This is a genomic window from Candidatus Marimicrobium litorale, from assembly GCF_026262645.1.
Lineage (GTDB): Bacteria > Pseudomonadota > Gammaproteobacteria > Pseudomonadales > Halieaceae > Marimicrobium > Marimicrobium litorale.
In genome coordinates this window covers 898,311-923,373 of record NZ_SHNO01000001.1, presented here as the reverse complement: position 1 = coordinate 923,373, position 25,063 = coordinate 898,311, and the positions used below count along the sequence as shown (strand labels likewise).

The window sequence follows — 25,063 nt, the reverse complement described above, 5'->3', positions numbered from 1 at the left end:
CTGGAAACAACGGGATAAAACATGAACCTTCATGAGTATCAGGGCAAACAATTGTTTGCCGAGTATGGATTGCCGGTGTCAAAAGGCTACGCGGTTGATACGCCCGAAGAGGCGGTGGCGGCTGCAAAAAAGATTGGCGGTGAAATGTGGGTGGTCAAAGCCCAGGTGCACGCGGGCGGTCGTGGCAAGGCAGGCGGAGTAAAGCTGGTCAAGGAAGCCGCAGAGATTGAGGCCTTCGCTAAACAGTGGTTGGGTCAACGACTGGTCACATACCAGACTGACGAAGCGGGACAACCCGTTAGCAAGATTCTGGTTGAAACGTGTACCGACATTGCAGAAGAGTTGTACCTCGGCGCGGTTGTTGACCGATCTTCGCGTCGTGTCGTCTTCATGGCCTCTACCGAGGGCGGTGTTGAGATTGAGAAAGTCGCAGAGGAAACGCCGGAAAAAATTCTGAGGGCGACTATAGATCCATTGGCAGGACCGCAGCCTTATCAGGGACGAGAGTTAGCGTTTAAACTGGGTCTCTCTGGCGATCAAATCAAGCAATTTGTAAAAATCTTCATCGGTCTTGCCCGGATGTTTGAAGAAAAAGACCTTGCACTCATTGAGATTAATCCGCTTGTCATTACCGATGAAGGTAACTTGCATTGTCTCGATGCCAAGATCGGTGTCGATAGCAATGCGCTTTATCGACAGTCTGCTGTTAGTAAAATGCACGACCCCTCGCAGGAAGACGAACGAGAAGCGCATGCTGCGGAGTGGGAGCTGAACTACGTAGCGCTGGACGGCAATATTGGTTGCATGGTTAACGGTGCGGGCCTGGCGATGGGTACCATGGATATTGTGGCATTGCATGGCGGTTTTCCTGCTAATTTTCTTGATGTCGGGGGCGGCGCGACCAAGGAGCGTGTTTCCGAAGCATTCAAGATCATTTTGTCAGACGACAAGGTGAAGGCTGTGCTGATAAATATTTTTGGAGGTATTGTTCGCTGCGACCTCATTGCTGAGGGCGTGATCGGTGCGGTAGAGGAAATCGGCGTTGAGGTTCCCGTGGTCGTTCGCCTGGAAGGCAATAACGCCGAACTTGGTCGCAAAGTGTTGGCCGAAAGCGGATTGAACATTATCGCTGCAAGCAGTCTGACGGACGCTGCGCAGCAGGCGGTCAAAGCAGCGGGAGGAACCGCATAATGAGTATTCTGATTGATAGGAACACCAAGGTTATCTGCCAGGGCTTTACTGGGTCTCAAGGCACGTTTCATTCCGAGCAGGCTATTGCCTACGGCACCAAAATGGTGGGTGGTGTAACCCCGGGTAAGGGTGGCCAGGAGCATTTGGGGCTCCCGGTCTTCAACACGGTTTCCGAGGCAGTGGAGGCAACTGGCGCTGATGCATCGGTTATTTATGTGCCCGCCGCCTTCTGCAAAGATTCCATACTCGAAGCCGCTAATGGTGGTGTCAAACTGATTGTGTGTATCACAGAAGGTATCCCTACGCTGGATATGCTGGAAGCGAAGGTGCGCTGTGATGATCTCGGTGTTCGTCTGATCGGCCCCAACTGTCCTGGTGTGATCACGCCTGACGAGTGCAAGATCGGCATCATGCCTGCCGACATCCATCTCGCGGGTAAGGTCGGTATCGTGTCGCGCTCGGGTACTTTGACTTATGAAGCGGTCAAGCAAACTACGGACGCTGGATTTGGGCAATCGACCTGCGTTGGCATTGGCGGCGATCCCATCCCCGGATCTAATTTTATCGACATCCTGCAAATGTTTCAGGACGACTCCAGGACTGAGGCTATCGTTATGATTGGGGAAATCGGAGGCACCGCGGAGGAGGAAGCTGCGGCCTTCATCAAGGCCAATGTTACCAAGCCGGTTGTGTCCTACATTGCCGGTGTGACAGCCCCGAAAGGAAAGCGGATGGGGCACGCAGGTGCGATCATTTCCGGCGGCAAGGGCACTGCTGCCGAGAAGTTTGCGGCGCTTGAGGATGCCGGAGTGAAAACCGTGCGCAGTCTCGCCGATATTGGCACTGGTCTGAAGGAGATCACAGGTTGGTAGGCGGGTAGTTCGCAGCAATAGAGGGGCCCGTTAGTCGCGGGCCTTTTTTTTCGCTCGAAAGAAGTTTGTGGGGCTGCACCACAAGGCAATTGAACGATTTTTTTTACACAGATGGCCGGCGAGGCTTGAAAAATCGTACGGCGGCCCCAATGTAATGACCCTGGATAAAGTTTCTAACAATCAATAACCTATGATGAGGTTTCCATGACGGCTGATGTAAAGAAAGAGACTCTTGGCTTTCAAACCGAGGCGAAACAACTGCTCCACCTGATGATCCACTCCCTGTACAGCAACCGGGAGATCTTTCTGCGTGAGTTGATATCGAATGCCAGTGATGCGATCGACAAGTTACGTTTTGCTTCGTTATCGGATGAGTCTCTGCTGCAAGGAGATAGCAATTACGAGGTGCGTGTAGAGCTCGATAAGGACGCAAACACATTGACGATTAGCGACAATGGTATCGGGATGAGTCGAGAAGACGTCATTGAACATCTTGGCACAATAGCGAAATCCGGTACTGCTGCCTTTCTCGAAAGTCTCACCGGTGATGAGCAAAAAGATTCCCAGCTGATTGGTCAGTTTGGCGTTGGTTTTTATTCAGCGTTTATTGTCGCAGACCGTGTCGAGGTCCACACCCGTAAAGCGGGAGCTGATGCGTCCGAGGGCGTGCTGTGGGATTCACAGGGTGAAGCTGACTTCTCTGTAGAGGCAAGGGATAGGAGCGCCAGGGGAACCAGCATTACCCTGTTCCTGAAGTCCGACTGCGCTGAATTTTCTGATGATTGGCGCGTGCGCAGTATCATCAAGAAGTATTCAGATCATATTTCAGTCCCGGTTTTGATGCAGGCACCACCAGCACCCCCAGCAGAAGACGAGGAAGAATCGGAAACTGTTCAGTCTGAGCCGGAGTTTGAATCTGTTAACTCAGCTACTGCGCTTTGGACCCGCTCGCGCAGCGAGGTCAGCAACGAAGAGTATCAAGAGTTCTACAAGCATGTGTCACACGATTTTGAGGATCCGTTGTTGTGGAGCCATAACAAGGTTGAGGGCAAGCTGGAATATACGAGCCTGCTCTATATCCCTGCGAAGGCACCATTCGACCTGTGGAACCGGGAGATGTCTCGTGGCTTGAAACTGTATGTCCAGCGTACTTTCATTATGGATGAGGCGGAGCAGTTTTTGCCGTTGTACCTGCGGTTCGTAAAAGGGGTTGTCGATTCGAACGACCTGTCCCTGAATGTCTCTCGAGAAATTTTACAGAAAGATCCTGCCGTTGAGTCAATGCGCTCTGCTCTGACGAAACGGGTGTTGGATATGTTGTCCAAGATGGCCAAGTCTGATGACGCCGAGAAATACGCTGCCTTCTGGCAACAGTTTGGTCCTGTGTTAAAGGAAGGTCCGGCGGAGGATATGGCAAACAAGGAGAAAATCGCCAAGCTACTGCGCTTTAGTACGACCCATACAGACAATGAGGAGCAGGATCAGTCTCTCGAGGATTATGTTTCTCGTATGCAGGATTCGCAGGAAAAAATCTATTACGTGGTTGCGGAAAATTTCATCACCGCGAAGAAGAGTCCACACTTGGAAGTATTCAGGAAAAAAGGTATCGAAGTATTGCTGCTGAGTGATCGTGTTGACGATTGGCTCATGAATCAACTGCAGGAATTCGATGGTAAGTCTTTTCAGGATGTAGGGCGTGGTGCCTTGGAACTGGACATAGATTCGGAGGAGGAGAAGGCGCAGCAAGAGAAGCTCAACAAGGAGTCTGAAGCGCTTGTAGAGCGTCTTGCGGAGGTTTTGAAAGAGGATGTGAGTGAAGTGCGCGCTACTGCGCGGCTGACAGATTCCGTTGCCTGTCTTGTGGTGGGAGACTTCGATATGGGCGCGCAGATGCGGCGTATCATGGAGGCTGCAGGACAGGACGTACCCGAGTCGAAGCCGATACTTGAGGTCAATCCAGCACATGCGCTGGCCAAACTCCTTGACCAGGAGGCGGACGAGGCACGCTTTGCCGACCTCGCGCATATTGTGCTTGACCAGGCGACTCTTGTCGAAGGAGGGCAATTGGAGGATCCAACTGCCTTTGTTTCGCGGCTGAACAAGCTTTTGGTCGAACTGGGGCAGGACTAGCGCAGTGTTCTGAGTCGCGGTTCATTAGTCGCCCATCGTGTCCACTTTCCCCCGCCCCGCAAAACAGGCGGTTGGCTGGGGGCGAGGCCTGTATTTTCACACGTTCGCCAGTCTATTGGATGTTATGATCCATGGTGGCTAAGCGGGGCGGTGGAAGGAAGATAATGATTCTCACGATCTGGCGACATGGCGAGGCGGAGAGTGGTTCAGTGGACCGTCAGCGCGAGCTGACACCTGGCGGTCGTGAAGACATAGGTTTCGGCTGTCAGCAGTTCTATCGCGCCTGCGCTAATCGTCGCCTGCCTCAGCCGACACATATTTTGCACAGCCCTTACGAGCGCACTGCCCAAACTGCTGAAATGATCGAATCTGCCTTCACCCATGCGACGGGTGGTGAAGCCTACTGGCTTGCGCCGCAGAGCAGCATTGCGACTATTGACCAGACCCTGTTGCGCGACTTCGATGGGAGAGACCACAGATGTCATGTTGTGCTGGTGTCTCACCAGCCTCTAGTGTCTAACTTGGTGAGCTGGTACGTCGGCGAGAAAGGCGCTGCAGTTCCTCCTTTGCACCCGGGGGGCCTCGCTACAATAACCATGGATGTCGTTGCTGCGGCATGCGGTCAAACCGTTTTTTGGGCCATGCCGCCTGAGTACGAGGTGGGTATCTAATGACTCAAGCGGAATCTTCACGGCAGGCGAGGGCGAGACGCTTCGAGGTGAATGGGCTGGCAATTTCAGGGCTTAGCTGGGGTGACCCGGCAGAGGCCCCGTTGCTCGCCCTGCATGGCTGGCTCGATAATGCCGCCAGCTTCGCGTGTGTAGCGCCTCTGCTGCAAGGATACCATGTGATCGCTCTGGATCTGACAGGTCATGGACAGAGCGACTGGCGCTCAGCGGATGCCAGCTATCAGATATGGGATGACCTGCCCGAGGTGCTCGGTGTGGCAGATGCCCTGGGCTGGGACCGTTTTAATCTGATAGGCCATTCAAGGGGCGCGATTATCAGTACACTGTTGGCTAGTAGTTTTCCCGAACGGGTGGAAAAGCTAATTATGCTGGATGCACTCTCGCCGGGGCCAGTAGTGGCTGAGCAGTTCCCGCAACAGCTTCGTAGAGCTCTCATCGAAAAGCCGGCATTGTTGGGCCGGGACAACAGGGTGTTTTCTTCTGTTGAAGCCGCGATCGATTCCCGTTGTCGCACGGGCTTGTCCAGGGCAGCGGCTGAAATGTTGGTCAAACGCAGTGTCCGAGGCTGTCAACGGGGTCTGACCTGGACCGCAGATCCACGGCTGCATGGTGCATCGGCAGTAAAGTTGACTGATGGCCAGATTCGGGCAGTATTGTCAGGCTTGGAAATGCCGACACTTCTCATGGCGGCTCAGACCAATGCTCGTAGAATGCCCGATATGGTGCAGCAGGCGAAGGAGTATATTCCGTCAGTGCTGGTAGAAGAGGTTGAAGGAGGGCACCATTTCCATATGGAGTCCGCCACCGCTGATGTGGCAAAGCGTATTCTTGCCTTCTTGGTATGAGGTGAACCGAGCGTAAAAATATGAAATTACTTAACCTAGTGCGCCTATCTCGTCTCGCTTTTTGTGTATTGATTATTCTGGTCAGTATGCCGCGGCTCTTTGCCGCGACAGATGAAGGCCCAGAAAATGATTACCTCTCACGGCTGATTTCTTTCCCACATGCAGTCGAAGTTTCTTCATTTCGTCGCGATGTAATTGGCTACGAGGTGCCACTGGGCGCGTTAAAGAAAGTTAGGGGCGAATGGCGTTTCAAAAACAGCGAGCGGCTTAGTGGCTTGCTGATTGGATATACATGGCAAATTCTGGATGGCTTCACAGCATCACAGGTTATGTCAGGCATTCAAGATGAGTTGGCCGCTGACCCGGCGGCTGAGAAGTTATTTTATTGCGCGGGGCGGGCGTGCGGCCACAGCGCTCAGTGGGCGAATCGAGTGTTCCGGGAGAGAGTGCTGTACGGGCGAGAGGATATGCAACGTTATAGTATTTATCGCCTCACCGGAGATCCAGAATATCGGCTGCTAATGTATAGCGCTGCCCGAACCGAAGACAGGCAGTACCTGCGCATGGAATTGTTACGTGTCGAGAAGAAAGCGTCCGAATAGAGCTAGCGCTGCAGTAAGGATAAAAACTCTTCCCTCGTTTTTTGTTCGCTGCGGAACGATCCAAGCATGGATGACGTTTTCATTCTTGAGTTCTGTTTCTCGACGCCGCGCATCATCATACACATATGCTGTGCCTCGATAATCACACCTACGCCTTCGGCATTGGTGACGGACATGATTGTTTCGGCGATCTGAGACGTGAGCGATTCCTGAATCTGCAGGCGTCGGGCGAATACATCCACAATGCGAGCAACCTTGGACAAGCCGAGAACCTGCCCTGTCGGTATGTAAGCGACGTGGCATTTTCCGATGAATGGCAGCATATGGTGTTCACACAACGAGTACATCTCGATGTCTTCCACCACTATCATTTCGCTGGAATCGGAGGGAAAAAGAGCGTTATTGACCACCTCGTCCACCGATTGACTGTAACCTCTCGTCAGAAAGGCATACGCCTTGGCGGCCCGCTTAGGCGTATCCACTAAGCCTGGACGCTCCAGGTCTTCGCCCATGGATTCGATAATTTTTGCCCAGTGCTGTTCCAATTGAGCGGCTCCGGATAGGAAAAATGGCCGCAAATGGTATCAACCCGCGGTAGGCATGGCAAACAGCGTATGTTGTAGCGATTTAGAGCTTCGCCCACCTAGATGCAATACGCCGCCGGACCAGTTTCGGCTACACTGCAGCTATGTCTTTTAGCAATCGCGAAACTACAGTCCCGATCAAACTTGGCGAGGCCATTGATTATTGCTGCAGAGAACTTGAAAGCAGTGATGCCTTCTTTGGTCACGGCACGGACAACGCCTGGGACGAGGCCGTGCAACTGGTGCTGGCGGTGGCGCAGCTGCCGACAGATTCGGGGCAGGAGGTGCTTCACCGTGAGATACGGCCGTCGCAACAGACAGAATTGCTTGCTCTTCTGCATAGGCGCATACACGAACAAGTTCCACTGCCTTACCTGCTGGGGCGCGCCTGGTTTGCTGGCTTGGAATTTCTATGCGACGAGCGCGCCATCGTTCCGCGTTCGCCTTTAGCAGAGCTGATATTGAATGGGTTTCAACCGTGGTATTTTGGTCCCGAGCCGCGCCGGATTTTGGATCTGTGCTGTGGTGGCGGTTGTATCGGTCTTGCTGTAGCGCATTATTATCCGAATTGCCGTGTGGATCTTGTGGATATTGACCGGGATGCACTTGCGCTGAGCCATGACAATCGGGTGCGTCTTGAGTTGCCTCAAGAGCGGGTCCGCATCATCCAATCAGATGGCTTCGCAGATCTTGATGACACTCGATACGATATTATTCTTACCAACCCTCCTTACGTCGATTCGCTTGAGCTTGAGGCTATGCCGAGAGAATACCACGCCGAGCCGGCGCTGGCGCTTGCCTCAGGCGCGGACGGATTGGACCTGACTCGGCGCATACTTGGGAGTGCGAGGGAGTTTCTCACAGAGACCGGGCTTATTATCGGTGAGGTCGGACACAGCTGGCGAAGCCTGGACAGGTGCTTTCCCACCATACCTTTCACCTGGATAGACTGTGAGGACGGAGGAGAGGGCGTATTTGTCATGTCGGCTCAGGAGCTGCAAAAGTACGGCGATTGCTGGCAGGATTAGGCTTATAATACGACTGAATATTGAATTGGATTTCGGTACAAATCATGGCGGGAAACACGATTGGTAAACTGTTTACGGTAACCAGTTTCGGGGAAAGCCACGGGCCCGCGTTGGGTTGCATCGTGGATGGTTGCCCGCCCGGTCTGCCGCTGGATACTGCCGATATGCAGACTGACCTGAATCGCCGTAAACCCGGCACCTCACGCTTCACTACACAGCGCAGGGAGGCAGATGAAGTGCGTATCCTGTCGGGGGTTTTCGAGGGTGTTACGACAGGTACCCCGATCGGGCTGCTGATTGAAAATACAGATCAGAAGTCCAAGGATTATGGCAATATCAAGGATACCTTCCGTCCCGCTCACGCAGACTATACCTACACGCAGAAATACGGTTTTCGGGACTACCGAGGAGGGGGGCGTTCTTCCGCTAGAGAGACAGCCATGCGGGTGGCAGCGGGTGCTATTGCGAAGAAGTATCTCGCCGCCCGTTATGGCATTCAGATAAAGGGATATCTCGCTCAGCTGGGCCCCATTGCGATAGATAAAGTGCAGTGGGAACACGTGGAGGAAAATCCTTTCTTCTGCCCTGACCCAGACAAGATTTCCGAAATGGAAGCGTTTATGGCGGATCTTATGAAGCGGGGTGAGTCAGCGGGGGCACGTATTAACGTAGTGGCAAGCGGACTGCTTCCCGGGCTCGGAGAACCCGTTTTTGATCGACTAGACGCAGATATTGCGGCAGCAATGATGGGTATTAACGCGGTTAAGGGCGTGGAAATTGGGGCCGGTTTCTCAGCGGTCGAGCAAGAGGGTAGTGTGCATCGAGATTTAATGACGCCGGAAGGGTTTTCAAGCAACAACGCGGGTGGAATATTGGGGGGTATCAGCAGCGGCCAGGATATCACCGTAAGCCTTGCACTCAAACCCACGTCCAGTATTCGGCTGCCCGGTGCGACGATTGATACTCAAGGTGAGGCGGCAGAGGTTGCGACCCATGGACGGCACGACCCCTGCGTGGGTATTCGCGCCACTCCCATCGCAGAGGCAATGTTGGCGATCGTGTTAATGGACCATGCACTGCGTCACCGGGCTCAGAATATGGACGTCGAGGCGCAAACGCCGGTATTGCCAGCCTCTAACGGCACTGGTGTTGCTGACTGAGGGGGTCTCATCTGGTGAGTAAAGCGACCCGACGTTTTCATCGCACTCTGGTGCTCAGTGTGTTGTCGCTTGCCGTGCTTATCTGGGCTGCGATTCGTAACTTCGATATCTCCCCTGAGGATATGCTGACTTTTTTTGTCGGTGTTCTGTGGGTAGTGGCAGGCGTTATTCTGCTGGCGGGTTTTTGTGCAGGCCTGTGGGTCGCTCTTCGCAAGTTGTTCAGTGGAGGAGGGTCCTGATTCCCTCAGGCTATTTCGATCTCCAGCGTCATCTGATCTGCAATACTATCGAGGCTATTCCGCAACTGTTCGACATTCAGTATCTCCGGTACCGAGGCGCTAATGCGGGCCTCGAACAGCATTTCGGCGCTCATGGGCGCGCTGCTGACCTTGCTATCCATTTCAATGACGTTGATGCGATGCCCAGCAAGGGCGCGGGAGACCTCTTGCACAATGCCACTGCGATCTGGGCCGATAATGCTGAGTGAAACCGTACGTACGTCGGGTGATGTCGTCTTTTTGGCGGTTTCGGTTACGCTGACACTGATGTCTCCCTGATTTAGGTCCGACAACGCCTGCACCAGCGCCGCCGCCCCACTCTGGGGCACAGAGACGAGAATCAGTCCTGCGAACTTGCCGCCCAGTTGGGATAGCCTGCTCTCCTGCCAGTTGCCATCACACTTTCTGACGGTATTGGCAATAGTCTCCACCAGGCCGGGCCTGTCATCACTGATGAACGTAATAATGTAGGAACAATGCATAGGAACTCTCCACTTGTCTCGCATCAGGCTATATATTAGCGTGCAACCGGAACGACTTCATCCACAGGAGCCCATGGCTGAATTTTTACAGATTCCTCCGGAAAAACTTGAGGATGAAACTTTGAACGCAGTGCTGCAGAACTATGTCAATCGCGAGGGCACAGATTACGGCATGCACGAGCTGTCACTGGACGACAAAGTGAGTCGCTTGCGACGGCAGCTGGATTCTGGCGAACTCAAACTTCTGTACGATATGGAGTCCGAACAGTGGGATTTGTTGCCAGCCGCAGAAGCAGAACAGCTGCTCGGTAACTGATAGACTAACAACATGGATAAAGACCCTGATCATGTTCTTGATGCCACGGGGCTTCTGTGTCCGGAACCCGTGATGCTGTTGCATAATCGCATTCGGGATATTGCGGTAGGCGAAACCCTGCATGTCGTGGCTACAGATCCCTCTACAGAGCGAGATATTCCGAAGTTTTGTACCTTTCTCGGGCATGAGTTGCTCAGGCAAGCCCGCGTGGAAGACGAGTTTCACTACTTGTTGCGTAAACAGGCTGCGGACTGATGGGGCATGCCACCGAGTTGGCGGACAAGGCCATGCTAAATCATGATGCAACCAGACTGTGCCGAGTATTCGAGGCCTGCTTCTTTGATGAGTTCAACACTGTGCTGATTGGTGGTGCGAACGAGCCTCTTTACCAGCCATTGGACAAGGCTCATGTACATCACACCGTTTATTACCGGCATGACTACTTTGCCAGCGCCTTGCACGAGACGGCCCACTGGTGTCTTGCTGGAGCAGCACGGAGACAAGAGCTTGATTTTGGGTACTGGTACAGTGGCGACGATCGCAGCGCTGCGCAGCAACAGGTCTTCGAGTCGGTCGAATACAAGCCGCAGGCTCTGGAGTGGATTTTCTCCAGAGCCTGCCATTGGCGCTTTCGTGTCAGTCTAGACAATCTCACACTGTCTCGACAGAGCCTCCTCGATAGTGCTGCGTTTCAAGCCGCTATTGTCAAACAAGCTCGCTTTTGGCGTGACGCTGGTTTGCCCGAGCGAGCCAATCGCTTTTACTCGGCCCTTTGCGCAGAATTTGATAATTGTCTGCCGCTACATAAGCTGCAGCTGAATTTGTCTGATTTCGACTAGGTGACAGACGGAGTGGTGTAGATTGTGGTTCTCAGAATGCTCGTCGATGAAAATATACCGGGTGCTGAGCACGTACTCGGACCATTTGGGCGCGTGCAGCGTTTCTCCGGCAGAAGCCTCACGCGCAGCCAGTTAGTCGACACGGATGCGCTGCTGGTTCGTTCCGTAACTACTGTGAACGAGTCGCTCTTGAGCGGCACGCCGGTCCGTTTCGTCGGCAGTGCAACCAGTGGCATAGACCATATCGACGTGAGCTATTTGCATAATTCCGGTATCCACTTTGCCTACGCTGGCGGCGCAAACGCAAACTCGGTGGTCGAGTACGTCCTATCGGCGATCGCGTCTGTTGATGACAGGTTGGAGCGACTGCTAGCGGGTGAAGCCTGCGGAATTGTCGGATACGGCTTTGTCGGGAAGGCACTGGCGATGCGGTTTCACGCTCTGGGCATTGCCTGCCGTGTTTACGACCCGTGGTTGGACCGTGACGACGTGTCGGGAGCGGTTGACCTAGAGGAGGCACTCGCCTGTAACGTAGTGTGCTTGCATCCCGCCTTAACGGACAAAGCGCCTTATCCGAGTCGGCACTTGCTTAATCGGGACACTTTGCCGCTGCTGCAACCCGGTGCGCTGCTGATTAACGCCAGCCGCGGTGAAGTCATAGACAGTCTGGCGTTGCTCGCGCATCTGAAGGCTGGCAACGATTTACTGACTGTGCTGGATGTCTGGGAAGATGAGCCGCACATCAATATAGCGTTATTGAAACAGGTTACCCTGGCGACCCCTCATATAGCCGGTTACAGCCTCGACAGTAAGATTGTTGCCACGCACATGCTGGCAAGCGCGATGGCAATGGCGCGAGGGATTTCAGAACTTGCGCCGCACCACGCGACTGAGGGGCAGGCACCGTGGGTGCTTGCGGATGGCCTTTCCGGCGCAGCACTCATTCGGGCTTTAGTGCATGCCCATTACGATGTTCGTGAGGATGACCGGCGCTTGAGGGGCGGTGGTTCGGACAGAATATCCGAACACTTCGACTATATGCGCAAAAACTATCCGGCGCGCCGGGAGTTGGCGCTCGCCAGAATAAAATTGCCGGCGGGATTCTCGGATCTTGCCACCTTACATGCACTCGGCTGCGAGATTTACGAGGGAGAGGCCAGCAGTGGGTAAAACGCTACACGTCGGTCTGCTTGTCAATCCACTGGCGGGCCTTGGTGGTGGTCTGGCTCTCAAAGGGAGCGATGGCGAGGCAGTCCGTGAAATAGCCGATAGCCTGCAGAAAGGTCAGACTAGTAGGGCAGCACAGCGCTGCCGGCGCAGCCTCGATAGAATTCGGAGCGTCAAGGTATCCCTGCAATTCAGTTGTTGGGGTGGGTCCATGGGTGAAGATGTACTGCGTGAAGCAGGTTTTGATGCAAGCGTACTGGGATCGCCCTCGGACGGGCTCAGTGACGCTGGCGATACCCGTGACGCAGCGGTGTCTCTGCAGGCTGCGAATGTGGATTTGCTGGTGTTCGTTGGCGGCGATGGAACTGCCAGGGATATTCTTGATGCGGTAGGCAGTGATACGCCCGTGCTTGGTATCCCTGCAGGGGTAAAAATGCACTCAGGCGTATTTGCAGTCTCGCCGGAGGCGGCAGGCGATCTCATGGTAGTACTGTCTCGTGGCGGCCTTGTAGATTTAAAAAGGCGTGACGTGAGAGATATCGATGAGGAGGCTTTTCGTCTTGACACGGTCCGGAGTCGTTTTTACGGAGAGTTATTGGTGCCGTGTGAGGGTTCATTCTTACAACAGACGAAGTTGGGCGGCAGGGAAGATCAACAGCTGGCCGCTGCTGAAATTGCAGCTTGGCAGGTAGAAAAAATGGAGCCAGACAGAACTTATCTGGTTGGGCCGGGCTCCACTACGGCGGCTATCATGGAAGAATTAAGACTGCCATGCACGTTGCTGGGTGTGGATGTTGTGCGCGATGGAGAGTTGCTTCTTGCTGACGCCGACGAGGCGTCGTTGCTGTCTCTCATCGAAAGCAGCAACGGGCCTTTCAGTATGATTGTGACCGTCATAGGAGGGCAGGGCCACCTGTTCGGGCGCGGCAATCAACAAATTTCACCCGCTGTGATACGGGCGGTTGGTAGTGACAATATCAATATCGTTGCGAGCAAATCAAAAATCGCAGGTTTGGCCTCGCGCCCACTGCTGTTGGATACGAATGATCCCTTGCTGGACCGGACATTACGGGGTTTGATCAGGGTCAACACGGGCTATGACGATTACGTGATTTACCGCGTCGAGTAGTCAGGGCGTCGGTGAGTCGCCGACATTCGGATGAGAGAGCACGTTCGTTATTGCCTCTTTCAGTTGAATGCTTGATCCCTCGTTCAAGGCATTTCGTAGCTGTGCAATCTGAGTGTTGAGGCGATCGGCGATACTCGGCGGGGCCTCCGGAGGCACGTTGTTATGCGGTTCGTTGGCTAGAGATGATCCTGCAAGTATCAGAAACGCTTTCTGAGTGAGGACTACTCGGTCCATCGCCTCTTTACGCAGCAATTCGTCAAAATGCAGGTAATCATGTTGCGCCAGCCATATCATGGTACTAAAGCAGGATTCAAATCGAGGGTGGTGTAAGCCGAATTCGTCCGGCTCATCTGGACCACTGATGTCTTCTACATAAAGCGTAATAGGCGTCGGAAATGTGGCATACAAGCGAACCAGTATCTTCGCTGAATCACGGTAGAAATCATCAATGTGAATGTCGGACATGAATTCTCACGGTGGCTAGAGTGTTGGTAGGCGCTAGTGTACGCTAGAGAAATTAAGCGAGCTAGCAAGGGTGTTATTATGCAGGATGAGAAATACTGGCGAGAGAAACTGACCCCCGAGCAGTATCATATTTGCCGGGAGAAGGGCACAGAGCGAGCATTCACAGGCGAGTATTGTGATACGAAAGAGGAGGGCGCTTATCTGTGCCGCTGCTGTGGGGAGGCGCTTTTTGAATCCAATACCAAGTATGATTCGGGTTCCGGTTGGCCGAGCTTCTACCAGCCCAAAACGTCTGATGCCGTCGAGGAGGAGCACGATCGAAGTCACGGTATGACACGTGTTGAGGTATTGTGCAAAGCCTGCGGCGCGCACCTTGGGCATGTGTTCGAGGATGGCCCTGCGCCTACGGGACTTCGCTACTGTATTAACAGTGCATCGCTTGAATTGGCCAAGCGTGAAGACTCAGACGGTTGATGTCACGATAACGCGATCTTGAGTTGCGGCATTGGAGCGGGAAACCGGGTTCGAACCGGCGACCTCAACCTTGGCAAGGTTGCGCTCTACCAACTGAGCTATTCCCGCGCATCTACGTTTAAACACCGCCGTGGCCGCCGGAACCGTCGAGGCTGCGCGCCCCGCCTCAACCTTGACAAGGTTGCGCTCTACCAACTGAGCTATTCCAGCGCATTTGCGTTTCAACCATCGCCGTATTCGCTCTGCTCCGGCCTTGGAGGCGTCATTGTTACCGTAGACGGATCCCGTGGAGGCGGCGTGCTGATGAATGGCGTCCCCTAGGGGGTTCGAACCCCTGTTACCGCCGTGAAAGGGCAGTGTCCTAGGCCACTAGACGAAGGGGACGCAACGGTCTCCATCAGGAGGCGCGCATTGTAGGTAGAGCGGGCGTTGGCGTCAAGCCCGCACTGCTCAGTGCAGTGTGTCGTTTGCCGCTCGCGCCTGCTCCAGATCGAGGACTTCCCCGCGTTCTGCCGCCGCCAGTCGCAGCTCATCTAGCTGCTGGAACTGGCTGATTTCCTCATCCGTGAGATAGTGGAGGCAGTCGCCCCCGAAAAACCAGAGAAGTGAGCGGGGAAAGGTCGGGGCAAATTCGTTAAAGGTATTGAAAAGTCGGGCAACTAGCGTGTGTCCTTGGGGGTAAAGGTTCGTTTGCGTCTCGCTGAGTGCCCGGAACTCCCGTGCCAGTTCATGCAGTGGATGACCATCCGGCAGTTCTCGAGTACGCGTCGCCAGCGCCGCTGAAAACGCCTCCAGGACGGACAGGTTGTGTTTTAGATATTGATCATCATTCATGGGCGGAGTCGTTAAGAAACAGAAATACGGGTACAATTACGCGCTTGATGAAACAGGGTGCAATCACAACAATGTTGCCAGCACTGAGTATAGAGAACCTTAGCAAAGTTTACGACAATGGCTTTGAGGCCCTCAAGGGCATCAGCCTGAGCGTAGAACAGGGCGATTTTTTTGCGTTATTGGGCCCAAATGGCGCTGGCAAATCGACGACCATAGGGATTATTTGTTCTCTGGTAGCCAAGTCAGGGGGCCGCGTCTCGGTGTTCGATATTGACATCGATGAGAACTTTCCCGCAGCCAAGCGCTTCATCGGCATTGTGCCTCAGGAGTTCAATTTTAATCAGTTCGAGAAGCCTCTCGATATCGTTATCAACCAGGCTGGATATTATGGCTTGCCGGCTACGCAGGCACGTAAACAGGCGGAAAAGTATCTTCGTGAGCTGGGTCTCTGGGAGCAGCGAGATGTGCAGGCTAGAATGCTTTCCGGGGGCATGAAAAGACGCTTGATGATTGCCCGGGCTCTGGTGCATGAGCCTCGACTATTGATCCTCGACGAGCCGACCGCCGGTGTGGATATCGAAATGCGACGGGCAATGTGGGAGTTCCTTGAAAAGATTAACGAGCAGGGCACCACGATTATTCTTACCACACACTACCTCGAAGAAGCGGAAGCTTTGTGTCGGCACATCGCTATCATTAATCACGGCGAGATCGTGGAGAACTCCTCAATCAAAGATTTGGTGAGTCGCCTGCATCAGGAAACCTTCATTCTTGATTGCGTCGAGGAACTGCCAGGCGACATCAATATTGAGGTATTCAATACCCGAAGGGTAGATAGCCATACCCTGGAGGTCGATGTGCAAAAAGGGCAGAACATTAACGCAGTTTTTGCGGCACTCGATGGCCATGGTATACACATAAGCAGCATGCGTAACCGTGCCAACAGGCTGGAAGAAATGTTTGTTAATCTGATCGATGGTGTTGCATGAATACCTATGAGCAATGGATTGCGTTCGTTACTATTGTGCGCAAGGAAATCTCGCGTTACCTGCGGATATGGACCCAGACGCTGCTACCGTCGGCCATCACAATGTCCCTTTATTTTGTTATCTTTGGCACGCTAATCGGCTCACGAATCGGCGAAATGGGTGGCTTCACCTATATGGAATTCGTCGTGCCGGGGCTCATTATGATGGCGATTGTTACCAATTCATATTCCAACGTAGTGTCGTCTTTTTTTGGCTCCAAATTCAGTCACTCGGTCGAGGAGTTATTGGTATCACCGGTTTCTAACGTTGTGATATTGATGGGCTATGTTGTTGGAGGCGTCACCCGGGGTATTTTGGTAGCGGTGGTTGTGACACTCGTGTCATTATTTTTTACCGAACTCAAGATCCACAGTTATTTTATCGTCGTTGTGGTCGTTGTCCTGACCTCGACGCTTTTTGCTTTGGCGGGATTTATCAATGCTGTCTATGCTAACAGCTTTGATGACATCTCAATTGTTCCCGTGTTCGTGCTCACGCCGCTTATATACCTCGGTGGCGTGTTTTATTCGATGGATTTGCTGCCCGAATTCTGGGCCAATGTGTCGAAGCTGAATCCATTGGTGTATGTAGTCAATGCGTTTCGTTACGGCGTGTTGGGAGTTTCTGATGTGAGCCTTGCCTTTGCGTTCACTATGATCATTGGCTTCACCATTTTGGCCTTTGCGTACAGTATGTATCTGTTGCGCACCGGCACTCGTCTGCGGCAGTAGAGCGTTGGAAGGCGACGACAGCAAGGGTATGCTGCTGGGTAAGGTTACGCCCGTGGTGGATGTTTACTCACCCGAATTACTCCACCCGATGCCCCGTCAGTTCGGCCGTGATTCTCTTCTCATAAACGGTCCTTTGCCTTTTCACGGCGTTGACCTATGGCATGCCTACGAGCTGTCGTGGCTGAATCTCGAGGGAAAACCCGAGGCGAGGGTAGGTCGATTTACAGTGCCTGCAGATTCTCCCAATTTGGTTGAATCAAAGTCGTTGAAGCTCTATCTGAATTCACTCAATAATATGCGCTTCGAATCCGAGGAGGCCTTCAGTGCGACGGTGATCTCCGATGTCGGCGCTGTGGCTGGTGTGTCAGTGTCGCTTGAGCTGTGGGGGGTAAATGATCAGAGTATAAGCGGTGCTGCACTGGCGGGTGATTGTATCGACAGCGAGGCCTGCGCTGATCCGGAAAGCGGCTGTGCTGTAAGCCTTAGAATTGATGGGGATGCTTGGGTTGAAGAGCGGTTGTTCAGCCATTTGATGCGTTCTCTTTGTCCCATCACGGGACAACCGGACTGGGCGACACTGTGGCTGCATTACCGCGGTCCAAGGCTTGATCGGGGTACCTTACTGCAATACATCGTAAGCTATCGGCAGCATCAGGAGTTTCATGAGCAGTGCGCAGAACGCATATTCCTAGACATCTATCACTTACTGGCGCCAGATTTTTTACACCTGCAGGCCTTTTACACGCGCCGTGGCGGTCTCGACATCACGCCGTTTAGATCGAGCGAACTCGATGCGCGGGCTCAGGGCCGTATCGCTCGCCAGTAGTTCGGGTCGCAGGGCTTCAAACCGTCTAGTCCTGTGGTATCATGCGCGCGCTTACGGTGAGGTGGCCGAGTGGTCGAAGGCGCACGCCTGGAAAGTGTGTAACGGGCAACCGTTCGAGGGTTCGAATCCCTCCCTCACCGCCACATGATTTCGTCCGCCCGCGATTTCTCTCGGCTCGTCCAACACCGTTTTTTCAGAGCCATTGTCAGCGAGAGGTAAGCAGTGGCCGAAAAAGGCATTAAACTGCACGAGAGGCTTCTGAGCAGATTATTGTTCTGTGTTGTTGCCGCAATATCTTTTCCTGAGACACAGGCGAAGGGATTATCACTGGCGCTGGGCGGCAGTCAAGTAAAGCAGGAGACGTTTAGTCTTTTCGCTGTGCCCGGTGAGATCCTGTCGCTTGATCTCATCGATTACGACACAAGTAAGTTGCACATTCGTTTTGAAGGGGTGGAGATTAAACCTCCCGCGACCGGCATATGGCGATTCAGCGCGCCGCAGGAGTCGGGCCTGTATTACTTCGAGCTTGAATACCCGGATGGCGGCGAGGCCACGACGTTGAATGTGTTTGTCGGCACCGTGCTAACGCCGCAGCAGGAGTCTCTCGAGGGTTACCGCATCGGGCCGCTTCCTTCCGGCCACAGTGAATACCCACAGTTGTACCGCTCGCCCAGGCTCTATGTTCGAGTCACGCGGGAAATGCTGGATATACCCCTGTCAGATCATTTCACTCTCGGGCAGTTTCTTTGCAAGCAGGAGTCAACGTTTCCAAAATACCTTGCCCTGTCGGAGGAGCTGCTGGTGCTGTTAGAGGGACTGGTGGGCGCGGTGCAGCGCGCGGGCTACCCGATAGAGACCTTCGGAATTATCAGTGGGTATCGAACGCCTTATTACAACAGCCTCATTGGTAACGTGGCCGCAAGCAGGCATGTCTATGGCGATGCGCTCGATTTTTATGTTGACGTGAACAAAGACGGCTTGATGGATGACCTCGATGGAGATGGTGATAGCGACCGTAAAGACGTCGATATGTTATTTGACATTGTTGAAGATTATCGGGAGCACGCAGGATATGACGGGCCCACTGGCGGAATTGGTCGATACTATAAAACCAGTCGACACAGTGGTTTTGTGCATGTCGATACCCGGGGTTACAGGGCGAGGTGGTAGCGAGGCCGGATGTCCGGCCCCGGTGTTGGAGTTAGAGCGTCAGTTCTGCCATGCCGCGCAGCAGGTCGATGTCGCCGCTAATAAGCAGTGTTGTCACCGGGCTATCTTCCCAGTCTTTCAGTTTCTCCTTGATTCGGTCCCTGGGGCCGCACAGAGAAATTTCGTCGGCGAATGCGTCTGGCACCACGGCGATAGCCTCGTCCCGCTTACCCTCGAAAAATAGCTTCTGGATTTGTTCCGCTTCGTCGGGAAAACCCATGCGCGCCATGAGTTCCTTGTGAAAATTGCGTTTTGCGGAGCCCATGCCGCCAATATAGAACCCCAGCATGGCTTTTACAGGGTAGAGTGCTTGCTCCAGGTCGTCGTTCATGACTGCCATCACGGTGGGAGCCACTTCAAATCCTGGTTTGGCGTTCACCAGTTGATCGGCATAAACCTCCTGACGGTAGGGACTGTAGTAAAGGGGCAGCCAGCCATCGGCGATTTCTGCCGTCTGGGTGACGTTCTTCGGTCCTTCTGCGCCGATGAAAATAGGCACGTCAGCTCGCAGTGGGTGGGTAATCGGCTTGAGCGGCTTGCCCATGCCCCAGGCGCCCGGTCCGTTGTATGGCAGCGGGTAAAACTCCCCGTCGTTAGTGACCGGAGCTTCTCTGGCCAGTACCTTTCGGATGATTTCGACATATTCCCGGGTGCGCGTGACCGGCTTGCTGTAGGGCTGTCCGTACCACCCCTCTACCACCTGCGGGCCGGAGACGCCCAGACCGAGGACCATGCGACCTCCTGAGAGATGATCGAGCGCCAGTGTGGCCATCGCACAGGCCGTCGGAGTGCGTGCAGACAATTGCGCAACCGCGGTACCCAGGCGAAGTGTGCTGGTGTGTGCTCCTATCCATGAAAGAGGTGTGAAACAGTCATTACCCCAGGATTCCGCCATCCAAACGGAATCGTACCCCAGGCGCTCCGCCTCTTGCGCTAGCTCGACATGCGCATTGCCCGGGGCAAGTTGCCCCCAATAACCCAGTTGCAATCCAAGGGAAAGTTTCGCCACGCCGCATCTCCTGCTTAAAACGCCTAACCTTACGCTATTGCTCGCCGCTGCGGTAAGTACTTTTCGGCCAAATTCTCTGACATGTCCGCTCAACCGGATTGTCCTTAAGCCCCTTCATTGGATAGACTCTGATCACCTGAATGCCGGAGCGTGCTATGAGCCAATTGACCCACCTCGATGAACAGGGTGCTGCCCGTATGGTGGATATCGGCAGCAAGGCCGAGACTGAGCGAATTGCCGTTGCAACGGCGCTGGTGTCTATGCAGCCACAGACCATGGCTTTGCTTGAGCCCGGGGCAAACAAGAAGGGTGATGTCTTGCCAGTGGCGAGAGTGGCTGGTATCCAGGCGGCCAAAAAATGTGCTGACCTGATACCGCTGTGCCATCCCCTTATGTTGAATTCCGTGATGGTTACATTTACGTTGGATGTCGGGCAGAGCCAGGTGCAGATAGAGGCGACCTGCAAGGTCTCCGGGAAAACCGGTGTTGAGATGGAGGCGCTTACCGCGGCCTCGGTAGCGGCACTGACAATATATGATATGTGTAAGGCGGTAGACCGTAGCATGGAAATTCACGGTATCGCGGTCAGCTACAAGGCGGGGGGTAAATCCGGCACCTGGCAACGCGACCCAAAGAGCCCAATCGAATGATCAAGGTTTTTTTCTTTGCCAGCGTGAGAGAGGCGCTCGATTGCGACGCGCTGGACATACCCTGGCCTGGCGATGGGCTGCATCTGGAGGCATTAACGGAGGCGCTATGCGCGGAGCGCGGTCCCGTCTGGCGCACGGTGCTGAACCAGGACAACCTGATCGTGGCAGTGAACCAGGCGATTACCGACGATGATTGTGTCATTCGTGATGGTGATGAGGTGGCGTACTTTCCGCCGGTAACCGGTGGCTGACATGATAGATGCCGTAATAACGCAAGTCGCTGTGCAGGAAGAGGACTTTGATATTGCCCAACTCCAGGCAGAAACCATGGGCGGGACGTGTAAGGAAGGTGCTTTGGCGACCTTTACCGGCTACGTGCGACGCGATAACGAGGGCGAGGAAGTCGACACCTTGACGCTTGAGCATTATCCCGGAATGACAGAACGCAGCATAGAGCAGATACTGCAGCAGGCGGGCACGCGCTGGCCACTCTTATGCGCAAGTGTTGTGCATCGGGTCGGTACCTTGAGTCCCGGCGACAGGATAGTCTGGGTCGGGATATCTGCCGCCCACCGCGAGGCGGCCTTCAGCGCTTGTGAATTTGTCATGGATTATCTGAAAACCCGCGCGCCTTTCTGGAAAAAAGAACGCGGTCCGGCGGGGGTCAAATGGGTATCTGTCCGCGACACCGATGCAGCGCGCGCGGCGCGCTGGAGCGAGCAGCACACGCCCTAGATAGCCTGAATGGGGGATGTGCTGCGGTCCGCTGGTGGGCTCAAATACACGATGAATATAAATAACAAGGGAGAACACGATAAATGAGTATTGATAGTCGCGAATTACGGAATGCCCTGGGGCGTTTCGCGACAGGTGTCACTTTGATTACCGCTGTTGCAGAGGACGGACGTGCTATGGGCATGACAGCCAATTCTTTTTCATCGGTGTCTCTGGATCCGCCCCTGGTGCTGTGGTCACTGCAAAATAACTCGGATGTGTATGAGATTTTTGCACGTCCACGACATTTTACCATCAATGTTCTCAGTACCGAGCAGCAGGCACTGTCCAATCAATACGCCAAAAAGGGGCAGCACGAGCTGGACCCCTCTCATTACCGCCTGGGCAAGCATGGTTCTCCCGAAATCCGACACGCACTGGTGACGCTTGAGTGCGAGCTCGACGCAACCCACCAGGGCGGAGATCACCTCATTATTGTGGGTCGAATACGAGATATGCAGCAGCGTCCGAGCGGTGAGCCCCTGCTATTTGCCAGCGGCCACTACCGCGAATTGCGGTAAGATCTCGCCGGGGCGCCACAACAGACTGTGTTATTCCCCCTCTAGCCCTTATAATATTGCTCCTGTTTGCTGGAAGCTGTTCCTGATGAAATTTTGCCCCCATTGCGGTAACACTGTGGTCCTGCGGATTCCCGAGGGAGACGACAGGGAGCGCCACGTTTGTAGCAGTTGCGAGGTCATACACTACAGTAATCCTCGTGTGATCGTGGGTTGCTTGCCCGTGTATGAGGGTAAGATTCTGCTTTGCCTGAGAGCGATAGAGCCGCGCAGGAATTACTGGACGTTGCCAGCGGGATTTATGGAAAACGGTGAAACCAGCGTACAGGGAGCCGCTAGAGAAACCTGGGAAGAAGCGAGGGCCAAGGTCGAAAACACAGAGCTTTACAGGGTGTTTGATGTGCCCTATATCAACCAGGTCTACATGTTTTATCGCTGCGAGCTGGTTGCGGGCGAGCACAGTGCCGGTCCCGAAAGCCTCGATACATGTCTTTATGCAGAAAGCGAGATTCCCTGGGATAACATAGCCTTTCCTGTGATCTCACAGACGCTAAAAGAATATTTTCCCGATGCGGAGCGCGATAACTACCCGGTCCGGGTGTCGTCTGTCGATCACCGGCCTCGACCAAAATAAAGAGCATGACCCGTTTCGTTGTCCGCCTTGGGCGCGAAAAACTGAGAGGATGTAGAGTCAATGGCGTTTCCCAAAATAGGCAATATTGCGCCCGCGCTGACATTGCTGGACCAGTCCGGTGAGAAGGTAAGTCTCAAGCAATTTCGAGGTGAGAAAAATGTCGTGCTGTACTTTTATCCGAAGGCCATGACGCCGGGTTGCACTGTGCAAGCCTGCGGCATTCGGGACAGCAAGCAGGCTCTGGCGAAGCTCCATACCGTAGTGCTTGGCATAAGCCCTGACCCAGTGGCTAAATTAGGACGCTTTGTCGACAAGCAGGACCTTAATTTCACCTTGCTATCGGACGAAGGCCATGTGGTAACAGATAAGTACGGAGCTTGGGGTTTGAAGAAATTTATGGGCCGAGAATTCATGGGTGTTCTTCGCACCACGTTCATCATCGGCAAGGATGGGCGCCTTAAACACATCATGGACAAGGTCAAGACCAAGAGCCATGACGATGACGTAATCGCCCTGATAAAAGACCTTGGGCTGTAAGTTGATCTTATGCTGAGTTATTTGTTTGAAGACGCGCCCGACTTCGGCGCAGTCAGAGAAATCTCACCAGGGATACTTTGGCTGCGTATGCCGCTGCCAATGGCCCTTGACCATATTAACCTTTATCTGCTTGAGGATGACGATGGCTGGTGGATTATAGACACCGGTATCGCCCTCGGACCGACGCAGGAGCTGTGGGAAGGCGTGTTCGAACAGTATTTTCAGGAGAAGCCGGTCAAGGCTGTACTGTCGACGCATTATCATCCGGATCATACCGGGATGGCGGGTTGGCTGTGTGAGCGGTGGCGTGTGCCTTTTTACATGACTGAGGCGGAATACTACGTCGGGCTGGCCTTCGGTCGCACAGGCAAGGATCATTTCAACTGGGAGACAGAGCTAAATCTGCTGCGCTCAGGACGGAACGCAGACCAGGTGAAGGCGGCTGTAGAAAGTTTTAAGGGACTGTCCGCCATTACGAAGCCTATGCCCACCTCATTCCGCCGACTGACTGACGGGGCATTCCTTACGATCAATGGTAATCGCTGGCAAGTGGTGATCGGTCGAGGCCACTCTCCGGAGCATGCCTGTCTGTATTGCAGCGCGCTTAATATCCTTATTTCGGGTGATCAGGTCATTCCTCGGATTACATCAAACATCAGCGTTGCGGGGTCCGAACCGGAGGGCAATCCTCTCAAGGAGTGGTTTAACTCGCTCGAGCATCTGCAGGATTTGCTGCCTGCGGACGCTCTGGTTTTGCCCGCTCACAATACGCCGTTCTATGGCCTGCATGAGCGCCTGCGTTACCTGGTTGAACACCACGAGGACCATCTGCTGGCGCTTGAAGAAGCCTGTGTCGAATCGGATCGCAGTGCCATGGACTTGCTACCGGTGATGTTCAAGCGTCCGCTGGATGGGCAAAATCTGGGGTTGGCTCTGGGAGAGTGTATTGCACACCTCAACTATCTGCATCAGCGTGGCCAGTTACAGCGGCATATCGATGAGTCGGGTTGTTACCGGTACCTGTCCGCGGATGACACGCTGCCTCTGCGTCTGCGCAAACGCGACCACGGGGCTAAAAATGACGCGCCGATAAGAGTATAAATAGATATATAACAATTACTTAGGTAGACTATCTCCGGTAATTGCGAGAAGCGCGTCCCCCGCTATGTCAGAAGGAGTCAACACCATGCCCATGCCCAGCGAAATTGGAATCATTGACCTGATGCTCGCGATTCCCGGGGATGATAACAGCAGTTTTTACGACTGGATAAAACCCTTACTGCTGGACCGTGAAAGCCACGATATGTTCAACATGCCCGCTCAGTACATGTTCAAGGATATTCCGGACACGGGTAAGCATGAGGATTACATCGCCTACACGCTGGGGCAGATGGATAAGCACGGCATCGCACGCGCGATGATCGGGCTGGGGTTCAGTGAGTTGCAGGAGAAAGCCCTGCGGCAGCACCCGGATCGTTTTTTTGCCTCCTACGAGGCCAACCCCAACCGCGGGATGGAGGAGGTGCGCAAGATTGTACACATGCACGAAAAGTTCGATATAAAGGCGGTGACCGCTTCCCCGGCGATGATCTCTCCGCCGGTGCCCGTAAACGATAAAAAATGGTACCCGATATACGCCAAACTGGTAGAGCTGGATATTCCCTTCTGCCCCTGCATGGGTGTGCCCGGTCCCCGTGTACCCTTTGGTCCGCAAAAAATGGAGTTGCTGGATGAGGTGCTGTGGTTTTTCCCTGAGCTACGTGTGGTGACTCGCCATGGTTGTGAGCCCTGGACTGATGTGGCTTGGAAAATGATGCTGAAGTATCCAAATTTACACTATATGACGAGTGCGTTTGCCCCTAAATACTATCCCCCCGATATTATTGACTTCGCCAATAAACGCGGCAGCGGACAGGTCATGTACGCGGGTTACTTTCCCATGGGTTTGTCTCTGGACAGGATTTTTCGGGAGATGCCGGATGTGCCGTTGCGGGACGAGGTGTGGCCCAAGTTCCTGCGTGATAACGCCGTACGTGTCTTTAAACTCGATCAATAGGCAACG

At 53.9% G+C, this 25,063-nt stretch carries 32 protein-coding genes and 3 tRNA genes; 28 read left to right on the top strand and 7 right to left on the bottom strand.

What is annotated here, in order from left to right:
- Positions 1 to 21: 21 nt before the first annotated feature.
- From sucC to EYC82_RS04235, 6 genes are all read left to right on the top strand, one after another.
- Positions 22 to 1,191 (top strand): ADP-forming succinate--CoA ligase subunit beta, encoded by a 1,170-nt coding sequence (gene sucC, locus EYC82_RS04260; protein ID WP_279248306.1) that lies wholly within the window; start codon positions 22 to 24, stop codon positions 1,189 to 1,191.
- Entirely contained in the window at positions 1,191 to 2,063 is an 873-nt protein-coding gene (gene sucD, locus EYC82_RS04255; RefSeq protein ID WP_279248305.1) for a succinate--CoA ligase subunit alpha, read from the top strand. The genes sucC and sucD overlap by 1 nt, the downstream gene beginning before the upstream one ends.
- Before the next feature lie 204 nt (positions 2,064 to 2,267).
- Positions 2,268 to 4,193: a molecular chaperone HtpG gene (htpG, locus tag EYC82_RS04250; protein WP_279248304.1), complete on the top strand. Its 1,926-nt coding sequence runs from the start codon at positions 2,268 to 2,270 to the stop codon at positions 4,191 to 4,193.
- A gap of 164 nt (positions 4,194 to 4,357) precedes the next feature.
- A complete protein-coding gene (locus tag EYC82_RS04245; protein ID WP_279248303.1) occupies positions 4,358 to 4,864 on the top strand; it encodes a SixA phosphatase family protein in 507 nt (168 codons plus the stop codon).
- Positions 4,864 to 5,727, top strand: a complete 864-nt coding sequence (locus EYC82_RS04240) for an alpha/beta fold hydrolase (protein WP_279248302.1) — start codon at positions 4,864 to 4,866, stop codon at positions 5,725 to 5,727. The genes EYC82_RS04245 and EYC82_RS04240 overlap by 1 nt, the downstream gene beginning before the upstream one ends.
- A 20-nt stretch (positions 5,728 to 5,747) precedes the next feature.
- The gene (locus EYC82_RS04235) at positions 5,748 to 6,329 is read left to right on the top strand and encodes a DUF4892 domain-containing protein (protein ID WP_279248301.1); all 582 of its coding nucleotides are present in this window, start codon (positions 5,748 to 5,750) and stop codon (positions 6,327 to 6,329) included.
- Between the two features lie 2 nt (positions 6,330 to 6,331).
- Here the strand turns inward: EYC82_RS04235 and folE are convergent, their stop codons facing one another.
- A complete protein-coding gene (folE, locus tag EYC82_RS04230; RefSeq protein ID WP_279248300.1) occupies positions 6,332 to 6,874 on the bottom strand; it encodes a GTP cyclohydrolase I FolE in 543 nt (180 codons plus the stop codon).
- 143 nt (positions 6,875 to 7,017) lie between these two features.
- Between folE and prmB the strand changes: the two genes are divergently transcribed.
- The 3 genes from prmB to EYC82_RS04215 are packed head-to-tail and all read left to right on the top strand — an operon-like array spanning position 7,018 to position 9,340.
- Complete coding sequence (gene prmB, locus EYC82_RS04225; RefSeq protein ID WP_279248299.1) at positions 7,018 to 7,941, top strand: 50S ribosomal protein L3 N(5)-glutamine methyltransferase; 924 nt, start codon at positions 7,018 to 7,020, stop codon at positions 7,939 to 7,941.
- Between the two features lie 44 nt (positions 7,942 to 7,985).
- Entirely contained in the window at positions 7,986 to 9,101 is a 1,116-nt protein-coding gene (gene aroC, locus EYC82_RS04220) for a chorismate synthase (protein WP_279248298.1), read from the top strand.
- Between the two features lie 14 nt (positions 9,102 to 9,115).
- Positions 9,116 to 9,340, top strand: a complete 225-nt coding sequence (locus EYC82_RS04215) for a hypothetical protein (RefSeq protein ID WP_279248297.1) — start codon at positions 9,116 to 9,118, stop codon at positions 9,338 to 9,340.
- Between the two features lie 5 nt (positions 9,341 to 9,345).
- On the opposite strand, the gene EYC82_RS04210 is transcribed toward EYC82_RS04215, so the two are convergent.
- Positions 9,346 to 9,861, bottom strand: coding sequence for a glycine cleavage system transcriptional repressor (locus EYC82_RS04210; RefSeq protein ID WP_279248296.1), 516 nt, complete (start codon positions 9,859 to 9,861; stop codon positions 9,346 to 9,348).
- Between the two features lie 73 nt (positions 9,862 to 9,934).
- Between EYC82_RS04210 and EYC82_RS04205 the strand changes: the two genes are divergently transcribed.
- The 5 genes from EYC82_RS04205 to EYC82_RS04185 are packed head-to-tail and all read left to right on the top strand — an operon-like array spanning position 9,935 to position 13,312.
- Positions 9,935 to 10,177, top strand: coding sequence for a YheU family protein (locus EYC82_RS04205; protein ID WP_279248295.1), 243 nt, complete (start codon positions 9,935 to 9,937; stop codon positions 10,175 to 10,177).
- 12 nt (positions 10,178 to 10,189) lie between these two features.
- Positions 10,190 to 10,432 carry a sulfurtransferase TusA gene (tusA, locus tag EYC82_RS04200; protein WP_279248294.1) on the top strand — a complete coding sequence of 81 codons (243 nt, stop codon included), beginning with the start codon at positions 10,190 to 10,192 and terminating at the stop codon, positions 10,430 to 10,432.
- The gene (locus EYC82_RS04195; protein WP_279248293.1) at positions 10,432 to 11,016 is read left to right on the top strand and encodes an elongation factor P hydroxylase; all 585 of its coding nucleotides are present in this window, start codon (positions 10,432 to 10,434) and stop codon (positions 11,014 to 11,016) included. The genes tusA and EYC82_RS04195 overlap by 1 nt, the downstream gene beginning before the upstream one ends.
- Before the next feature lie 24 nt (positions 11,017 to 11,040).
- Positions 11,041 to 12,186: a 4-phosphoerythronate dehydrogenase gene (locus EYC82_RS04190; protein ID WP_279248292.1), complete on the top strand. Its 1,146-nt coding sequence runs from the start codon at positions 11,041 to 11,043 to the stop codon at positions 12,184 to 12,186.
- Positions 12,179 to 13,312 carry an ATP-NAD kinase family protein gene (locus EYC82_RS04185; RefSeq protein ID WP_279248291.1) on the top strand — a complete coding sequence of 378 codons (1,134 nt, stop codon included), beginning with the start codon at positions 12,179 to 12,181 and terminating at the stop codon, positions 13,310 to 13,312. Before EYC82_RS04190 ends, EYC82_RS04185 begins: the two co-directional genes overlap by 8 nt.
- Here EYC82_RS04185 and EYC82_RS04180 read toward each other — a convergent pair whose 3' ends face one another.
- Positions 13,313 to 13,777 (bottom strand): hypothetical protein, encoded by a 465-nt coding sequence (locus EYC82_RS04180; RefSeq protein ID WP_279248290.1) that lies wholly within the window; start codon positions 13,775 to 13,777, stop codon positions 13,313 to 13,315.
- Between the two features lie 78 nt (positions 13,778 to 13,855).
- On the opposite strand from EYC82_RS04180, the gene msrB reads away from it, so the two are divergent.
- Positions 13,856 to 14,251, top strand: coding sequence for a peptide-methionine (R)-S-oxide reductase MsrB (gene msrB, locus EYC82_RS04175; protein WP_279248289.1), 396 nt, complete (start codon positions 13,856 to 13,858; stop codon positions 14,249 to 14,251).
- Positions 14,252 to 14,283: 32 nt separating this feature from the next.
- Here the strand turns inward: msrB and EYC82_RS04170 are convergent.
- The 3 genes from EYC82_RS04170 to EYC82_RS04160 form a co-directional block, all read right to left on the bottom strand.
- Positions 14,284 to 14,359: transfer RNA gene (locus EYC82_RS04170), tRNA-Gly, on the bottom strand.
- A gap of 200 nt (positions 14,360 to 14,559) precedes the next feature.
- Positions 14,560 to 14,635, bottom strand: a tRNA-Glu gene (locus tag EYC82_RS04165).
- A gap of 66 nt (positions 14,636 to 14,701) precedes the next feature.
- Positions 14,702 to 15,085: a PA2817 family protein gene (locus EYC82_RS04160; protein ID WP_279248288.1), complete on the bottom strand. Its 384-nt coding sequence runs from the start codon at positions 15,083 to 15,085 to the stop codon at positions 14,702 to 14,704.
- 71 nt (positions 15,086 to 15,156) lie between these two features.
- On the opposite strand from EYC82_RS04160, the gene EYC82_RS04155 reads away from it, so the two are divergent.
- The 5 genes from EYC82_RS04155 to EYC82_RS04135 all read left to right on the top strand — a co-directional run bounded on the left by EYC82_RS04155 (position 15,157) and on the right by EYC82_RS04135 (position 18,840).
- Positions 15,157 to 16,074: an ABC transporter ATP-binding protein gene (locus tag EYC82_RS04155; RefSeq protein WP_279248287.1), complete on the top strand. Its 918-nt coding sequence runs from the start codon at positions 15,157 to 15,159 to the stop codon at positions 16,072 to 16,074.
- Positions 16,071 to 16,844 carry an ABC transporter permease gene (locus tag EYC82_RS04150; RefSeq protein ID WP_279248286.1) on the top strand — a complete coding sequence of 258 codons (774 nt, stop codon included), beginning with the start codon at positions 16,071 to 16,073 and terminating at the stop codon, positions 16,842 to 16,844. The genes EYC82_RS04155 and EYC82_RS04150 overlap by 4 nt, the downstream gene beginning before the upstream one ends.
- A 4-nt stretch (positions 16,845 to 16,848) precedes the next feature.
- Positions 16,849 to 17,670, top strand: a complete 822-nt coding sequence (queF, locus tag EYC82_RS04145) for an NADPH-dependent 7-cyano-7-deazaguanine reductase QueF (RefSeq protein WP_279248285.1) — start codon at positions 16,849 to 16,851, stop codon at positions 17,668 to 17,670.
- Between the two features lie 55 nt (positions 17,671 to 17,725).
- Positions 17,726 to 17,813: transfer RNA gene (locus EYC82_RS04140), tRNA-Ser, on the top strand.
- Positions 17,814 to 17,892: 79 nt separating this feature from the next.
- Positions 17,893 to 18,840 (top strand): D-Ala-D-Ala carboxypeptidase family metallohydrolase, encoded by a 948-nt coding sequence (locus tag EYC82_RS04135; RefSeq protein WP_279248284.1) that lies wholly within the window; start codon positions 17,893 to 17,895, stop codon positions 18,838 to 18,840.
- Positions 18,841 to 18,871: 31 nt separating this feature from the next.
- Here EYC82_RS04135 and EYC82_RS04130 read toward each other — a convergent pair whose 3' ends face one another.
- A complete protein-coding gene (locus tag EYC82_RS04130) occupies positions 18,872 to 19,888 on the bottom strand; it encodes an LLM class F420-dependent oxidoreductase (RefSeq protein ID WP_279248283.1) in 1,017 nt (338 codons plus the stop codon).
- Between the two features lie 155 nt (positions 19,889 to 20,043).
- Here EYC82_RS04130 and moaC point away from each other — a divergent pair, with 155 nt between their 5' ends.
- From moaC to EYC82_RS04090, 8 genes are all read left to right on the top strand, one after another.
- Complete coding sequence (moaC, locus tag EYC82_RS04125) at positions 20,044 to 20,538, top strand: cyclic pyranopterin monophosphate synthase MoaC (protein WP_279248282.1); 495 nt, start codon at positions 20,044 to 20,046, stop codon at positions 20,536 to 20,538.
- Entirely contained in the window at positions 20,535 to 20,789 is a 255-nt protein-coding gene (locus tag EYC82_RS04120; protein ID WP_279248281.1) for a MoaD/ThiS family protein, read from the top strand. The genes moaC and EYC82_RS04120 overlap by 4 nt, the downstream gene beginning before the upstream one ends.
- Before the next feature lies 1 nt (position 20,790).
- Entirely contained in the window at positions 20,791 to 21,273 is a 483-nt protein-coding gene (moaE, locus tag EYC82_RS04115) for a molybdopterin synthase catalytic subunit MoaE (protein ID WP_279248280.1), read from the top strand.
- 83 nt (positions 21,274 to 21,356) lie between these two features.
- The gene (locus EYC82_RS04110; protein ID WP_279248279.1) at positions 21,357 to 21,833 is read left to right on the top strand and encodes a flavin reductase family protein; all 477 of its coding nucleotides are present in this window, start codon (positions 21,357 to 21,359) and stop codon (positions 21,831 to 21,833) included.
- Positions 21,834 to 21,918: 85 nt separating this feature from the next.
- Complete coding sequence (locus tag EYC82_RS04105; RefSeq protein ID WP_279248278.1) at positions 21,919 to 22,464, top strand: NUDIX hydrolase; 546 nt, start codon at positions 21,919 to 21,921, stop codon at positions 22,462 to 22,464.
- A 60-nt stretch (positions 22,465 to 22,524) separates the two neighbouring features.
- Positions 22,525 to 23,001: a thioredoxin-dependent thiol peroxidase gene (gene bcp / locus EYC82_RS04100; protein ID WP_279248277.1), complete on the top strand. Its 477-nt coding sequence runs from the start codon at positions 22,525 to 22,527 to the stop codon at positions 22,999 to 23,001.
- A gap of 9 nt (positions 23,002 to 23,010) precedes the next feature.
- Positions 23,011 to 24,102 carry an MBL fold metallo-hydrolase gene (locus tag EYC82_RS04095; protein WP_279248276.1) on the top strand — a complete coding sequence of 364 codons (1,092 nt, stop codon included), beginning with the start codon at positions 23,011 to 23,013 and terminating at the stop codon, positions 24,100 to 24,102.
- 85 nt (positions 24,103 to 24,187) lie between these two features.
- Complete coding sequence (locus tag EYC82_RS04090; RefSeq protein WP_279248275.1) at positions 24,188 to 25,057, top strand: amidohydrolase family protein; 870 nt, start codon at positions 24,188 to 24,190, stop codon at positions 25,055 to 25,057.
- Positions 25,058 to 25,063 lie beyond the last annotated feature (6 nt).

Coding starts and splice junctions, on each gene's coding strand:
- EYC82_RS04205 (WP_279248295.1), top strand. CDS start 9,935: ATGGCTGAATTTTTACAGATTCCTCCGGAAAAACTTGAGGATGAAACT.
- EYC82_RS04095 (WP_279248276.1), top strand. CDS start 23,011: ATGCTGAGTTATTTGTTTGAAGACGCGCCCGACTTCGGCGCAGTCAGA.
- EYC82_RS04245 (WP_279248303.1), top strand. CDS start 4,358: ATGATTCTCACGATCTGGCGACATGGCGAGGCGGAGAGTGGTTCAGTG.
- EYC82_RS04120 (WP_279248281.1), top strand. CDS start 20,535: ATGATCAAGGTTTTTTTCTTTGCCAGCGTGAGAGAGGCGCTCGATTGC.
- EYC82_RS04105 (WP_279248278.1), top strand. CDS start 21,919: ATGAAATTTTGCCCCCATTGCGGTAACACTGTGGTCCTGCGGATTCCC.
- EYC82_RS04155 (WP_279248287.1), top strand. CDS start 15,157: ATGTTGCCAGCACTGAGTATAGAGAACCTTAGCAAAGTTTACGACAAT.
- EYC82_RS04160 (WP_279248288.1), bottom strand. CDS start 15,085: ATGAATGATGATCAATATCTAAAACACAACCTGTCCGTCCTGGAGGCG.
- moaC (WP_279248282.1), top strand. CDS start 20,044: ATGAGCCAATTGACCCACCTCGATGAACAGGGTGCTGCCCGTATGGTG.
- sucD (WP_279248305.1), top strand. CDS start 1,191: ATGAGTATTCTGATTGATAGGAACACCAAGGTTATCTGCCAGGGCTTT.
- sucC (WP_279248306.1), top strand. CDS start 22: ATGAACCTTCATGAGTATCAGGGCAAACAATTGTTTGCCGAGTATGGA.
- prmB (WP_279248299.1), top strand. CDS start 7,018: ATGTCTTTTAGCAATCGCGAAACTACAGTCCCGATCAAACTTGGCGAG.
- EYC82_RS04180 (WP_279248290.1), bottom strand. CDS start 13,777: ATGTCCGACATTCACATTGATGATTTCTACCGTGATTCAGCGAAGATA.
- EYC82_RS04195 (WP_279248293.1), top strand. CDS start 10,432: ATGGGGCATGCCACCGAGTTGGCGGACAAGGCCATGCTAAATCATGAT.
- EYC82_RS04235 (WP_279248301.1), top strand. CDS start 5,748: ATGAAATTACTTAACCTAGTGCGCCTATCTCGTCTCGCTTTTTGTGTA.
- tusA (WP_279248294.1), top strand. CDS start 10,190: ATGGATAAAGACCCTGATCATGTTCTTGATGCCACGGGGCTTCTGTGT.
- EYC82_RS04240 (WP_279248302.1), top strand. CDS start 4,864: ATGACTCAAGCGGAATCTTCACGGCAGGCGAGGGCGAGACGCTTCGAG.
- aroC (WP_279248298.1), top strand. CDS start 7,986: ATGGCGGGAAACACGATTGGTAAACTGTTTACGGTAACCAGTTTCGGG.
- htpG (WP_279248304.1), top strand. CDS start 2,268: ATGACGGCTGATGTAAAGAAAGAGACTCTTGGCTTTCAAACCGAGGCG.
- EYC82_RS04150 (WP_279248286.1), top strand. CDS start 16,071: ATGAATACCTATGAGCAATGGATTGCGTTCGTTACTATTGTGCGCAAG.
- bcp (WP_279248277.1), top strand. CDS start 22,525: ATGGCGTTTCCCAAAATAGGCAATATTGCGCCCGCGCTGACATTGCTG.
- EYC82_RS04090 (WP_279248275.1), top strand. CDS start 24,188: ATGCCCATGCCCAGCGAAATTGGAATCATTGACCTGATGCTCGCGATT.
- EYC82_RS04110 (WP_279248279.1), top strand. CDS start 21,357: ATGAGTATTGATAGTCGCGAATTACGGAATGCCCTGGGGCGTTTCGCG.
- msrB (WP_279248289.1), top strand. CDS start 13,856: ATGCAGGATGAGAAATACTGGCGAGAGAAACTGACCCCCGAGCAGTAT.
- EYC82_RS04210 (WP_279248296.1), bottom strand. CDS start 9,861: ATGCATTGTTCCTACATTATTACGTTCATCAGTGATGACAGGCCCGGC.
- moaE (WP_279248280.1), top strand. CDS start 20,791: ATGATAGATGCCGTAATAACGCAAGTCGCTGTGCAGGAAGAGGACTTT.